The organism is Gemmata algarum (assembly GCF_034097035.1).
GTDB lineage: Bacteria > Planctomycetota > Planctomycetia > Gemmatales > Gemmataceae > Gemmata > Gemmata algarum.
Genome location: NZ_JAXBLV010000018.1, coordinates 1 through 13,696 on the forward strand (window position 1 = coordinate 1; position 13,696 = coordinate 13,696).

Genomic DNA, 13,696 nt, shown 5'->3' on the forward strand with positions numbered 1-13,696 from the left:
CGCGCGGCCGCGGGGGGGGGGGGGGGGGGGGGGGGGGGGGGGGGGGGGGGGGGGGGGGGGGGGGGGGGGGGGGCCGCCCCCCCCCCCCCCCCCCCCCCCCCCCCCCCCCCCCCCCCCCCCCCCCCCCCCCCCCCCCCCCCCCCCCCCCCCCCCCCCGGCGCCGGGCCGCCAGGAAGGGACGTGGGCGTCGTCGGGCGGGTTACGGTTCAGCCGCTCACTTCACCTCGAGCGGGGGTAGCTCGTTTGAGGGCTTGGCTTGGATTGTTACCCGAAGCGGCGAGGCCTTCGGGTCGCTGTACTTCTTGTCGAAGGTCGGCGGTTTGCCCTTGTTCGCCCGCATCAGCGGCGACTCGAGGGGTTCGTAAAGGAGCGTGACCACGTATTCACCAGCCGGGGCGCCGTCGTCCGCGGCGGTCGTGGTGAGGCTGAACGTGCCGTCCGGTTTGGTGGTCGCGAACGGGCGCGTCGGCTCCGTTTCCGTCGCATCGAGCGAGTGCAGGAACACGGTCACACCCGCGGCCGGCTGCCCGTTGATGAGCAGCTTCCCTTGTGTCGGGTAGGTGGGCTTGCGCGACGGCCCGCCGCAGGACGCGATGAGCAGAGCGGCGACCGCGATGATTGCGGGCCGGCGCGGAAACGACCGAATGGGCACCGAAGTCACTCCAACAGAGGCAGTAGATACGGGACGCTGTGCGTGCGGCGCTTAGAAGTCACTCGGGAGCACTTCGCCGTTGGACTTCGTCACCAAGTAGACAACGGTTTTCGCGGACGCACTGGAGGTCAGGAACCGGACGCTACCGTCGCACAGCAGCACGTTCACGCCGCCCGAGTGGAAGCTGTAAAGCCCGCGGCCGGTGGACCCGGCGGGCTGGCTGTTGGTGCATCCCACGACGCAGGAACCCGGGGAGGTGGCGCCGGTCGAATCCGACCCGCTCAGCCAGTTTTCCCCGCTGAACGGGTCGCCCCAACCGCCGCCCTGTTCGGTCGCGGTCGAGGTCTTCTGCCCGCGCACCCACTTGTCGTTCTTCCCAACGATCTCGCCGAGTAGCAGCGTGTTGGACGTGCCGTCGGTGATGCCCAGAATGGAGGTCTGGGCGTTGGCCGACAGAACCCCACTGCGGTCGCCCCCGGTGTTCGGGTCCGCGACGACGCTCCACAACGACCCCATCACGCCGGTGATGACGTGGTAATCGCTGACCGCCGCCTGGAACGTCGGCAGCCCGTAAGCGGACGCGAGCGCCGGCACGCACGTGTAGACCCGGTTCTCGCCCGGCGCGGACGGGCACTGGAAGGTCTTGAGCGGGGTGGCGACGACGGTGGCGTTGGCGCCGGTGGCGAAGATGGTGTTCAAGTTGTACTGCTTGAACAGGTTGTCCTGCTCGATGTACGGGAGCAGGTACACGCCCCACGCGTGCGCGTTCGGGGTGGGGCTGGTGACGAACTGGTACGCGTTCGGGAACTTGTCGTTGTTCACGAGGGCGTAGTTGTGGAACGCGAGTCCCAACTGCTTCAGGTTGTTCTGGCACTTCATTCGTGCCGCCGCCTCGCGTACTTTTTGTACGGCGGGCAGCAGCAGACCGATCAGGATCGCAATAATCGCGATGACAACGAGTAACTCAATGAGCGTAAAGGCCCGTCGACGTGTGACGTGACGCACGCGCGTCTCCCGAAGGCTGCGGCCAGAGAGGGTCAGATATGTGGGGGCCGCGTGTGCTTAGTAGACAACAACGGCGGCCCGAAGTGAAGACCACTTTGCAGATTCGGACAAACTTCTCATTTTAGAGTTGCGTATTTCCCGACAATCGCCCGCGCGGTTCGCAGTCCGTCCACTGCGGCGCTAACAATTCCGCCCGCATACCCAGCCCCTTCGCCCACCGGAAACAGCCCCGGCACGCCCGGCGACTCGCGCGAGTCGTTGTCGCGGTCGATGCGGACCGGCGAGCTGCCCCGCGCTTCAGGTCCCACAAGAACGGCGTCGGCGAGGAACCGACCGTGCCAGCGGCGGTCCATTTGCGGCAGCCCGTTTTTTACCGCCTCGGCGACGAGCGGCGGGAGCACCTGCCGCAGGTCCGTGGGGGTGACCCCACGGGGGTAGCTGCACTCCGGTCGGGCGGTCGTGGCGACGCCGCGCACGAAGTCCCGCGCCCGCTGCACCGGCGCGCGGTACTCGCGCCCGCCCCCCAGCTCGAACGCCTTCGCCTCGTACTTCTCCTGGAGCCGCACCCCGGCGAGCACGTCCGTGCCCTCGAACGCCTCCACGGGCACGGTCACCACGAGCCCGCTGTTGGCGAACGGCGAGTCCCGCTTGGAGAGGCTCATCCCGTTGCTACAGAAGTACCCGTCCTGTGAGACGCTCGGGATGATGTGCCCGCCGGCGCACATGCAGAACGTGAACAGGTCGTGCCCGCCGCTCGCGACCAGCGAGTAGTCTGCGTTGCCCAGCAGCTCCTCGTACTTCGAGTGCCGCGGGCCGAACTGCACCTCGTTCACCACCTCCTGGCGGTGCTCGATCCGCACCCCGAACTGGAACGGCTTGGGCGTCATGGGGACGCCGCGGCGGGCCAGCATCCGGTACGTGTCCCGGGCGCTGTGGCCGATCGCCAGCACGGCTACAGACGTCGGGATGAACCCCGACGAGGTGCTGACCCCCTTCAGCCCCGCCGCGTCGAACTCCAGGTCCTCGGCCCGGGTGTGGAACCGGACCTCGCCGCCGAAGTGCTCGATCTTCTGGCGGATCGCCTTCACCACCGCCGGGAGCCGGTTGCTCCCCAGGTGCGGGCGGTGGTAGTAGAGGATGCTCGGTTTGCCCGGCTGCTGCCCCTTGCATTCCGCGAACAGTTCCAGCACCCGGATCACGTCCGGCCCGGTGCTGCGGCACGTCAGCTTGCCGTCGGAGAACGTGCCCGCGCCGCCCTCCCCGAACAGGTAGTTGCTCTCGGGCTCGAACGCGCCGCCGCCGTCGAACGTTTTCACGTCGCGGATGCGGTCGTTGACCTTCGTGCCGCGCTCCAGCACGATGGGCCGGTACCCGTGGAGCGCGAGGAAGTACGCGCACACCAGCCCGCCCGGGCCGGAGCCGATCACCACGGGCCGGTAGGGCAGGGGGGCCGGCCCCGGGTCCGGCATCGCGAACGGCGGCTCTTCGTGCAACTCGACTTGCGCGCCGCCCCGCGCCCGGGCGACGACCGCGGGCTCGTCCCCGGGCAGGTCCAGCTCGAAGTTGTAGACGAACCGGAGCTGGCGCTTGTCCCGCAAGTCCAGGGCTTTGCGGACGATGCGCCACCGGCCCAGCTCGCTCGGGCCGATGCCGAGCGTGCGGGCGAGGTGGGCCGGTAGTTCGGCCTCCGGTTCATCGACCGGGAGGCGCAAGTTGGAAACGCGAATCGACATGAGGGGATTGTACGCACCGGCCCCGGTCCCCGCACCGCGCCCAGGAACCATACGAGAGGGATTCTACAGAATCGGGTTGTCGTGTCGTTATGCCCCGGGTAAACTGCATTCACTCTCGGTCGAACTCCTGCCTTCGTAAGCCCGTTATACCCGGCGCCGACCTGCCATGCCGGAACTGACAACGACCTCCGAACCGGCCTTTGACCACGGCTTGCGCCGTCAGGCGCTGGTTCGCGCCATCCTGACCGACATTTTTCACGGCAAGTACCGGGCCGGGCAGCGGCTCGTCACCGAAGCACTGGCCCAGCGATTCGGGGTGAGCCACACCCCGATCCGCGAGGCTCTAATCGAGTTGGGCACGTCCGGGATCGTGAACCTGCTCCCGAACCGCGGGGCGGTGGTGCGGCAGGTGACCGCCCGTGACGTGCGCGAGGTGCTTCAGGTGCGGAAGGTGCTCGAGTGCGAGGCCGTCCGCGGCGCCGCACGCCGTGCCGATCCCGTGCGCGTGGCGGCCATCGCCGATGACATCCGAGCCCTCGCGGCCCGCCCACCTGGGCCGGAGGCGGTGGCGGTGGCCCGCGACCTCGACAACACCCTCCACGACTACATCTGCGCCGCCTGTGGGAACAGCTTCTTGCAGTCCGAACTGGCCCGGCTGCGCACCCTGTACCAAGCGTTCCGCGACGTGACCTGGGATCTGGAAGAGGCGCGCAGCGACTTCCACCGCCTCGGGGTCGAGGCCGGGGAGCACCTGGCGATCACCGACGCCCTGCGGGCGCGCGACCCCCGGGCCGCCGTCCGCGCGATGACGGCGCACATTCGTAGCGGCGTAAAATACTGGTTGCAGGTCAGCACCAACCTTGATCCGTCCTGACGCGTTCGTCCCTCCGAACGAGGTAGCGCTAATGCCACGACCTCTCTCCTACCTGCTGCCGCTCGCGTGCGCCGTGCTCTGTGCGGCGCTCGTCGCGCCGCTCCCCCCCGCGAGTGCCGATCCGCAGCCGCCGAAACTACAACCGGCCGTCGCGGCGGCGGTTCCGGTCGCGGCGGCCCCGGCGTCGGCGAAACCGGGGAACATCGAATACAACCGCGACATCCGCCCGATCCTCGCCGAGACGTGTTTCGCCTGCCACGGCCCGGACAGCGGGTCGCGGAAGGCCGGGCTGCGGCTCGACCTGCGCGAGGCGGCCATCGAGGCCGGTGCGATCGTCCCCGGCAAGCCGGACAAGAGTTCGCTCATCGAGCGCATTCACGCGGACGGCGAGAAGGAACTCATGCCGCCGCTCAAGAGCAACAAGACGCTCTCGCCGGAGCAGCGGAAGCTGCTCGCGAAGTGGATCGAGGCCGGGGCCGAGTACCAGCCGCACTGGTCGTTCATCACCCCCGCCCGGCCCGCCCTTCCGGCTGTAAAGGACAAGAGCTGGGTGCGGACGCCGGTAGACTCGTTCGTGCTGGCGAAGCTCGAAGCGGCCGGGCTGAAGCCGGCCCCGGAGGCCGACCGGCGCACCCTCGCCCGGCGGCTCGCGTTCGACCTCACCGGGCTCCCGCCGGTGCCGGCGGACGTCGAGGCGTTCGTGAGCGACACGGACGCGAACTACTACGAGAAGTACGTTGACAAGCTGATGGCGTCGCCGCACTGGGGCGAGCACCGCGGTCGCTACTGGCTCGACTACGCCCGCTACGCCGACACCCACGGCATCCACTTCGACAACTTCCGCGAGGTCTGGGCGTACCGCGACTGGGTGATTAACGCGCTGAACGCGAACCAGAAGTTCGACCAGTTCACCATCGACCAGCTCGCGGGCGACCTGCTCCCGAACCCGACCCTCGATCAGAAGGTCGCGACCGGGTTCAATCGGTGCAACATCACCACCAACGAGGGGGGCGTGATCGCCGAGGAGTACGTCGTCCTGTACGCCCGCGACCGCACGGAAACCACGTCGCAGGTCTGGATGGGGCTGACGACCGGTTGCGCGGTGTGCCACGACCACAAGTACGACCCGATCTCGATGCGGGACTTCTACTCGCTGTCGGCGTTCTTCAACAACACCACGCAGGCCGTGATGGACGGGAACATCCCGAACACGCCGCCGGTGATCCCGGTGCCCCGGTCGGAGGATCGCCCGCGGTTCGACGCGCTCGCGAAGGAACTGGCGGCGGCGCGGGCCAAGCTGGACGCGCGCAAGGTGGCTGCGAAGGCCCCGTTCGCCGAGTGGCTCCGGTCGGCCAAGGCCGCGGACTTCGAGGGGAAGCCCCCGACCCAGGGGCTCGTGTTCAACGCCCCGCTGAAGGAGGGTAAAGGTAAGGAGATCGCGGTCACCGTCGGCGAGAAGCCGCGGACGGTGCCGTTCGATGCCGGGTACGCCTGGGCTAACGGGAAGGACAAGAAGAGCGCCTTCACCATCCAGCCCGGCAAGGCGATCGAGTTCAAGGACGTCGGCGACTTCGACCGTTCGCAGCCCTTCGCGGTGTCGATGTGGGTGTCGATCAACGGCCGCGGGAAGAACGGCGCGATCGTGGCCCGGATGGACGAGGCCAACAGCTACCGCGGCTGGGACGTGTGGATCCAGAACGACCGGATCGCCATGCACGTCATCAACACGTACCCGCAGGACGCGGTGAAGGTGGTCGCGAAGGCGCCGCTCCAGCCCAACAAGTGGACCCACGTCACCGTCGCCTACGACGGCACCGGCAAGCCGGGCGGGATCAAGGTCTACTACGACGGCGAGCCGCAGCCGCACGACGTGGAGACCGACACGCTGAAGTCCACCACCCGGACGACGGTCCCGTTCATGATCGGGCAGCGGAGCGGCGGCGCCCGCGTCTCCGGCATCGCCCTGGAGGACCTGCGCATCTACGACCGGCCGTTCACCGGCATCGACGCCCAGCAGCTCGCGGGCTCGCGCCGCACGGCGGACATCCTCGCGAAGCCGGTCGACAAGCGGACCCCGCAGGAGACCGAGGAGCTGTTCACCTGGTGGGTGGTGACGCAGGACGCGGAGTACCGCGCCCTCTCCGCCGCGTACCGGAAGCTGCAAGACGAAGAGGTGGCGATCCGCTCCCGCGGCACCATCGCCCACGTGATGAACGAGCGCCCGAACACCCAGCCCGCCGCGTTCATCCTGACCCGCGGCGACTACGACAAGCGCGCGGACCCGGTGAAGGCCGACACGCCCAAATCGATGCCGGCGATGGCGAAGGACTTGCCCCGCAACCGGCTCGGCCTCGCACAGTGGCTGGTGTCGAAGGAGCACCCGCTTACCGCTCGCGTGACGGTGAACCGGTTCTGGCAGGAGCTGTACGGCACCGGCCTCGTGCGCACCAGTGGCGACTTTGGTATCGCGGGCGAGTTGCCCAGCCACCCCGAGCTGCTCGACTGGATGGCGCTGGAGTTCCAGTCGCACTGGGACGTGAAGCGGTTCTTCAAACTGCTCGTGACCAGCGCCACCTACCGTCAGGCCGCGGTGACGACCCCGGAGAAGCTCGACAAGGACCGCGACAACCGGCTCCTGTCGCGCGGGCCGCGGTTCCGCATGGACGCCGAGATGATCCGCGACAACGCGCTGGCGGTGAGCGGGCTCTTGGTGCGGAAGATCGGCGGCGCGTCGGTGAAGCCGTACCAGCCGGACGGGGTGTGGGAGGCGGTGGCGATGATCGGCTCCAACACCCGCGACTACCGCCGCGACGCCGGCGAGAGCCTGTACCGCCGGAGCATGTACACGTTCTGGAAGCGGGCCGCGCCGCCGGCCGCGATGGAGGTGCTCAACGCCCCCAACCGCGAGACCTGCACGGTGCGCCGCGACCGCACGAACACCCCGCTCGCCGCGCTGCTGACGCTCAACGACGTGCAGTTCGTCGAGGCCGCCCGGGTGTTTGCGGAGAAGGCGCTCGCCGCGGCCCCGGCGGACGACGCCCGCATCGACTTCGTCGCGCGGCGGCTCCTGGCGCGGCCGTTCCGGGCCGAGGAGCTGGCGATCGTAACGGACACGCTGAAGAACCTGCGCGCGCACTACAAGGCGAAGCCCGAGGACGCGAAGAAGCTGATCGCGTTCGGCGAGTCAAAGCCGAACGCGGCCCTCGACCCCAGCGAGTTGGCCGCGTGGACGATGCTCGCGAACCAACTCATGAACCTGGACGAAGTGCTGAACAAGTGATGCGGGCGGCACAGGGCTTCCGCCCTGTGCTACGTCCGGCGACCCCTCCGGGGTGCTAAAGACCAAGGCAAAAGAGCAAAGTCAAAAGGCAAAAAGGATGCAGATCTGTTGCCTTTACACTTTCGCCTTTTCCCTTGTTTTCCGCCCCGGAGGGGCCGGCGGGCGTAGCACAGGGCGGGAGCCCTGTGCGGCCCTGCCGGAACACAAAACAACTTGCTCGTAGTGCGGTGCCGGATTCCGGGCGCCGTTGCGTGAACCCGAACACCAACCGACGAGATCGCAATGAACCTCTTCGATCACCCGCACGCCCTCGACCTCACCCGCCGGCACTTCTTCGCGTCCGCCGGGCTGTCGGTCGGCTCGATGGCGCTCGCCAGCCTCGCCGGCGCCGCCGAAGTCGCCCCGACGCCGCGCAAGGGCGCGGACACCGACACGGGGGCGGGCGCGGCGCTGCCGCACACGCACTTCCCGACCAAGTGCAAGAACGTCATCTACTTCCACATGGTCGGCGGCCCGTCGCAGATGGACCTCTACGACTACAAGCCCAAGATGCAGGAGTACTACGACAAGGACCTGCCCGAGAGCATCCGCAAGGGCCAGCGGCTCACCACCATGACCAGCGGGCAGGCCCGCTTCCCCATCGCGCCCAGCCGCTACCGGTTCAAGCAAAAGGGCCAGTGCGGGATGTGGATGAACGACGAACTGCTCCCGTACACCGCGAAGATGGCCGACGACCTCGTGTTCGTCCGCTCGATGCACACGGAGGCGATCAACCACGAGCCCGCCATCACCCACATGCAGACGGGCAACATGGTGACGGGCCGGCCGTGCCTCGGCGCGTGGGCCAGCTACGGCCTCGGCTCGCTCAACCAGAACCTCCCCACGTTCGTGGTCATGGTGGCCAAGCCCACCAACCAGGACCAGGTGCAGGCGATCTCGGCCCGGCTGTGGCAGTCCGGGTACCTGCCGGGCGAGCACGCGGCGGTGAGCTTCCGCGCCGCCAACGACCCGATCCTGTTCATCAACAACCCGCCGGGCGTCACCGCGGACGTGCGGCGGACCACCCTCGACGGCCTGAGCAAGCTCAACGAACTGAACCACGGGCTGCTCAACGACCCGGAGACGAAGACCCGCATCGCGCAGTACGAGATGGCGTACCGGATGCAGTCCAGCGTGCCGGAACTGGCCGACCTGTCGAAGGAGTCGGAGAAGGTGCTGGGGCTGTACGGCCCCGAGGTGAAGAAGCAGGGCAGCTTCGCCCACACCGCGCTCACCGCGCGGCGGCTGGTGGAGCGCGGGGTGCGGTTCGTGCAGGTGTACCACAACAACTGGGACCACCACGGCAACCTGGCCGGGCGGATGAAGGACCAGTGCGCGGACGTGGACCAGCCGTGCTGGGGGCTCGTTCAGGACCTCAAGCGGCTGGGGCTGTTCGACAACACGCTCATCATCTGGGGCGGCGAGTTCGGCCGCACCATCTACAGCCAGGGCGGGATCACCAAGGACAAGGAAGGGAAGACGAACTACGGCCGGGACCACCACCCGCGGTGCTTCACAATGTGGATGGCCGGCGGTGGGACGAAGGGCGGCACCATCTACGGGGAGACGGACGACTTCAGCTACAACATCGTCAAGGACCCGGTCCACGTGCGCGACCTGCACGCGACGATTTTGCGCCTGTTGGGCCTCGACTGCGACAAGTTCAGCTACCGTTTCCAAGGGCTGGATCAGAAGCTCATCGGTGTGGAGAAGGCGCACGTCATCAAGGAACTGATCGCGTAACCGGCACCGCGCCGAGTGATCTGGGCACCAACCCGGTCACGCGACCGTCGGGGCCGATCGGTGTCCGAACGCAGCGCGACCGCGGTCACCTACTAAGGTGCAGACAATTTCACATCGTTGAAGGCCGACCAAGTAAGGGGGAAGCGGTTCTGCGTGGGGATACGACGGGACGAGGCATTCATGGCGCCGTGATGAAGGCGCTCGGCCTTGAGAGCGAGATTGGTGGTGCTGGGATTCGTGGGATCTGCAAAATGATGTGGGATAACGTGCAAGCAGCGGGGCACTTGTTCAATGCCCCGCCGGGGAGAGATTGCTCATACCTGAGCCGGCCGCGAGTGCCGCTGTTCTAACGAGGTGGGACCACAAGAAACCGGGTTCGGTATTCCGCCCCTAATGGTCGCAGTTCGTCACGAAACGGACCGCCTTACCGGGAAGGCCATGAATCAGACGGCTCCGGTCTTGCGGCTTCCAGCAAACACCAGGGCGATGCCGGCGACGGCGGCCACCACGCCAACGATCGGGTTCAGGATGATCGTGTGCGGCTTCTTGGTGTCGATGGTCAGGAAGCTGGTATCGACCGCACGCTCGGTGGTGAAGAACGTGAAGCTCGGCACGGCCAGAGCGAGAATGCCGACAACGATGAGCAGGATGCCGAATGCGCGCATGGCGTTCTTCCGTGTTGGGGTGATGTTGGGCCACCGGAACCAGTGGCCCTGAACTGAACGATGTGAAAGCAAACTCGGTGCCAACGCGCCGGACGCTACTCGGTCCAGTCGCTCTCGTCGATCGAGTCGTGTGGCACCCCGGCATCCGCATCAGGCGGACAGAATGCTCCACTCGTGAGCCGTGAAATCGAGCCACCCATCCGGCGTCTTCTCCGTGAGCAAGGAGGAAGTCGTAGCGGCCCGTTCAACGCGAAGAAAATCCACTCGTCGCCGTCAATTCCCTTCGGGTGCGCGCGGCTGTTGGTTGTGGAGCGCGGCGGCTCCCGACGCTATCACCCGAATGCGAGCACCGCCGTGATCGATCCGGACGACGATTTCGCCCTGCCGCGCTCCCGATTTCGCCGCGTGCGGAAAATCACGTTCTGGAGCTTGGGCCTCTTTGCCGCAATCGTCTTCGTTCTCTTGCTCGGCCGATGGCAAACGGGTCGGCTCGGACAGCGGCAGTTGGCCGTTGTGACCGACCGGCTCGACGCCACCGATCCCGGATGGCGGCTCGACGCGATTTTGGATGAGTGGGTGAAAGCCGCACCGCCACAAGACGAGAACACGGCCCCGCAGGTTCTCGAAATCGCCGACGCGGTGCCGGACGAGTGGAAGAAGTGGCTCGCCTCCAAGGAGGCGACACCGTGGGAACAGATCAGCGACAACCGCCTGCCGCCACAAGATGCCATCGCGTCCGCGCGCAGTCACGCCGCGTCGACATCCCGTGTGCGAGCACAGGCGCGTGGCCTGTGCGGCGCCCGGGGCGGCCGGTTCTCCGTGGCCCTTCACCCCGATCCGCTCGGCACGATCCTTCGGCACACCAATCAATGCTGGACGGTCGCGTCACTGCTCCGGTACGACGCCTACCTGTCCGCTCTCGAAAAGGACCCGAACCGCGGGATCTCGTCCGCACGCGCCGCGCTCGCCGTCGCGCGGGCCATCGGTGACGAGCCGTCCCTCGGAGCCCAACTCTTCCGCGTGTGGTGCGTGACGACCGCCGCCCAAACGGCCATGCAAGTGCTCGCCTGGGGCGAACCGAACGAGGGGCTGGAGGATTTGCAAACCGAGCTCCTCGTGGCGGCGGACGTTCCGTACCTCCGAATTGGGTTGCGCGCCTATCGGGGTATGGTGGATGCGCTGTTCCGTGGCCTCGCGGACGGGACGATCCCGCCCGAGCACTGGGACTGGATCAAGGGCGCCAACATTGCCGAGGTCGGCCCGGAACATGTGGCCGCATTCCGGGCGTACCGCGCACTTCTGCCCGGGGACCACGCCAAGGCACTCGGGATCCTCACCGCGTACTACGAGGCGGCGAAGCGACCGCCGCACGAACAGCTCGCCGCGTTGAGCGCGGTGCCGCCACCGGTGGGGCTGCCGGACGAGTTCCGGCATCTCATTACGTGGCTGGTCGTACCACCATACGCGAGGTCCACCCGGACCGATCCACAACGCTACGTCAGCGCGCCGCCAAGCCTCTCTGAAGTCGCCGGGGCCGCGTTACAGGCCCGCGCGAACTTGCTGTGCGCGGCCACGGGTATCGCGTGCGAACGCTTCCGCCTGAAAAACGGGCGCTGGCCCGGCGCCCTCACCGATCTTGTGCCCACGTTTCTCCCGGCCGCCCCGCTGAACCCGTTCGACGGGACGCCGCTCAGTTATCGCCTGTTCGCGGACCGTGCGGCCGTGTACTGCTTCTGGCCGGATGCGCCGACGAAGGCCGAATGTCCAGAGGAGTTCCGGCGCGGCGCCGCGCCGGGGCTGGGCATCGGGTACCGCCTCTGGAACCCGGACACGCGCGGGTTGCCTGCGAAAGAACAGTGAAAACCGGTGTCGGAATGGACGGCTGGCCGCGGCTTCGTTTCGGCCCGCACGGGCGTTGTGTTTATGGAGACGATGTTGACAGGATGGGCAGGATTCACCAGATGAAGGCCGATCAATTCTAAATCCTGTTTATCCTGTTGATCCTGTCAAAACCTTCTGAGCTCCGCCATCGCGTGTTGGTGCGCGCCGTCCTCGCCTTGGCGGTCGCAATACCACCCCGAGTGGGGCTCATTCTGCCGCCAGCTTGAAGGGAAGCCGGCCAACGCCGGTCAACTCGTTCCATGGGCGTTCTGCAAGCGAATCGTGTTGTCCGCTATGCGCACCGGCGCGACCCGAAATATCTGGAAAACGGGAACGTTACCTTCGACCACGCAACTGCGCTCGTGCTTCCATCGGGCGGGGTTTCGGGTCTGGCAATCCCTACTGGAGGGCCACTTAAAACGCTGTCTCAAGCAACCGGGACACCCCGGGTCATTTCTGGTGGCATTTCCGCCCACCCGCGCGCACAATAACACTCCTGCCCCACACGACCCCGTCACGAGGCTGCAAATGTCCGATACGACCCGTCGCACCTTCCTCCAGGCGACCGCCGCAACCGCGGCGACCGCGTCCCTGCTGCCGGGGGCGTTCGCGGCTGGTAACGACACGCTCAGGATCGGGCTCGTCGGGTGCGGCGAGCGGGGCACCGGGGCGGCGAAAGAGGCCCTCCGCGCCGACCCCAACGTGAAGCTCGTCGCCATGTGCGACGCGTTCCCGGACCGGCTGGAGAAGAGCCTCGGCAACCTGCAAAAGATCTCGGACATTTCCAAGAAGATCGACATCACCCCCGACCGGAAGTTCGACGGGTTCGACGGGTACAAGAAGCTGATCGATTGTGTAGACGTGGTGCTGCTCTGCACCCCCCCCGGGTTCCGGCCGCTGCACCTGCGGGCCGCGATCGAGGCCGGCAAGCACGTGTTCTGTGAGAAGCCGGTGGCGGTGGACGTGACCGGGGCCAAGTCGGTGATCGAGACCGCCCGGCTCGCGAAGCAGAAGAACCTGAGCCTGTGCTCCGGGTACTGCTGGCGGTACTACCAGCCGATGCGCGAGACGGTGAAGCGGGTCCACGACGGGGTCATCGGCGACGTGTCGTCGATCCACATCACGTACCTCGCCGGCTCGCTGTGGCACCGCGGCAACGACCCGAAGTGGAGCCCGATGGAGTACCAGATGCGCAACTGGTACTACTACACTTGGCTGTCGGGCGACTTCATCGTCGAGCAGCACTGCCACAACTTCGACAAGGTGAACTGGGTGCTCCACGGCAAGGCGCCGGTGGCGGCGGTCGGGGTGGGCGGGCGGCAGCAGCGCCGCGACCCGAAGTTCGGCCACATCTACGACCACTTCGCCACCACCCTGGAGTTCGCCGGCGGGCTGAAGGTCCACTCGTTCTGCCGCCAGATGGACGGGACCGCGTGGGACGTGAACGACCACGTCGTCGGCACCAAGGGCGCCGCGCAGTTGATGAAGTGGTCGGTGCAGCCGTTCGGGGGCCAGGCCCAGACCTTCGAGGACCCCGCCGCGAAGAGCATGTACCAGGTGGAGCACGACGAACTGTTCGCGGGCATCCGCTCGGGTAAGTACATCAACGACGGCGAGAACGCCGCCCACAGCACGCTGCTGGCGATCCTGGCGCGGGAGGCCGCGTACACCGGCAAGCGGATCACCTGGGAGGAGCTGCTTGCCTCCAAGCAGAACCTCGCGCCGAAGGAGTATGTGTGGGGCGACATCGCGACTCCGGCGGTGCCGATGCCGGGCGTGTACAAGCTCGCCTAATAGATGAACCTACCTGCGGTGTCGCTTCCT

The 13,696-nt window shown here is 67.3% G+C and carries 9 protein-coding genes; 5 read left to right on the forward strand and 4 right to left on the reverse strand.

Going from position 1 to position 13,696, the window contains the following annotated elements; translation table 11 throughout:
• Nucleotides 1-214: 214 nt before the first annotated feature.
• The 3 genes from R5W23_RS03635 to R5W23_RS03645 all read right to left on the reverse strand — a co-directional run bounded on the left by R5W23_RS03635 (nucleotide 215) and on the right by R5W23_RS03645 (nucleotide 3,390).
• Nucleotides 215-652 (reverse strand): DUF4198 domain-containing protein, encoded by a 438-nt coding sequence (locus R5W23_RS03635; protein WP_261186614.1) that lies wholly within the window; start codon nucleotides 650-652, stop codon nucleotides 215-217.
• Nucleotides 653-703: 51 nt separating this feature from the next.
• Nucleotides 704-1,657: a DUF1559 domain-containing protein gene (locus tag R5W23_RS03640; RefSeq protein ID WP_320685158.1), complete on the reverse strand. Its 954-nt coding sequence runs from the start codon at nucleotides 1,655-1,657 to the stop codon at nucleotides 704-706.
• Nucleotides 1,658-1,773: 116 nt separating this feature from the next.
• Nucleotides 1,774-3,390: an NAD(P)/FAD-dependent oxidoreductase gene (locus R5W23_RS03645; protein WP_320685159.1), complete on the reverse strand. Its 1,617-nt coding sequence runs from the start codon at nucleotides 3,388-3,390 to the stop codon at nucleotides 1,774-1,776.
• Between the two features lie 166 nt (nucleotides 3,391-3,556).
• Here R5W23_RS03645 and R5W23_RS03650 point away from each other — a divergent pair, with 166 nt between their 5' ends.
• The 3 genes from R5W23_RS03650 to R5W23_RS03660 all read left to right on the forward strand — a co-directional run bounded on the left by R5W23_RS03650 (nucleotide 3,557) and on the right by R5W23_RS03660 (nucleotide 9,326).
• On the forward strand, nucleotides 3,557-4,264 hold the full coding sequence (locus tag R5W23_RS03650; RefSeq protein WP_320685160.1) for a GntR family transcriptional regulator: 708 nt from the start codon (nucleotides 3,557-3,559) through the stop codon (nucleotides 4,262-4,264).
• 31 nt (nucleotides 4,265-4,295) lie between these two features.
• A complete protein-coding gene (locus R5W23_RS03655; protein WP_320685161.1) occupies nucleotides 4,296-7,544 on the forward strand; it encodes a DUF1553 domain-containing protein in 3,249 nt (1,082 codons plus the stop codon).
• Nucleotides 7,545-7,826: 282 nt separating this feature from the next.
• Nucleotides 7,827-9,326 (forward strand): DUF1501 domain-containing protein, encoded by a 1,500-nt coding sequence (locus R5W23_RS03660; RefSeq protein ID WP_320685162.1) that lies wholly within the window; start codon nucleotides 7,827-7,829, stop codon nucleotides 9,324-9,326.
• A 443-nt stretch (nucleotides 9,327-9,769) separates the two neighbouring features.
• Here R5W23_RS03660 and R5W23_RS03665 read toward each other — a convergent pair whose 3' ends face one another.
• Nucleotides 9,770-9,991 (reverse strand): DUF3185 domain-containing protein, encoded by a 222-nt coding sequence (locus R5W23_RS03665; RefSeq protein ID WP_261186608.1) that lies wholly within the window; start codon nucleotides 9,989-9,991, stop codon nucleotides 9,770-9,772.
• A gap of 354 nt (nucleotides 9,992-10,345) precedes the next feature.
• On the opposite strand from R5W23_RS03665, the gene R5W23_RS03670 reads away from it, so the two are divergent.
• Entirely contained in the window at nucleotides 10,346-11,851 is a 1,506-nt protein-coding gene (locus R5W23_RS03670) for a hypothetical protein (protein WP_320685163.1), read from the forward strand.
• Between the two features lie 549 nt (nucleotides 11,852-12,400).
• Entirely contained in the window at nucleotides 12,401-13,666 is a 1,266-nt protein-coding gene (locus R5W23_RS03675; protein ID WP_320685164.1) for a Gfo/Idh/MocA family protein, read from the forward strand.
• Nucleotides 13,667-13,696 lie beyond the last annotated feature (30 nt).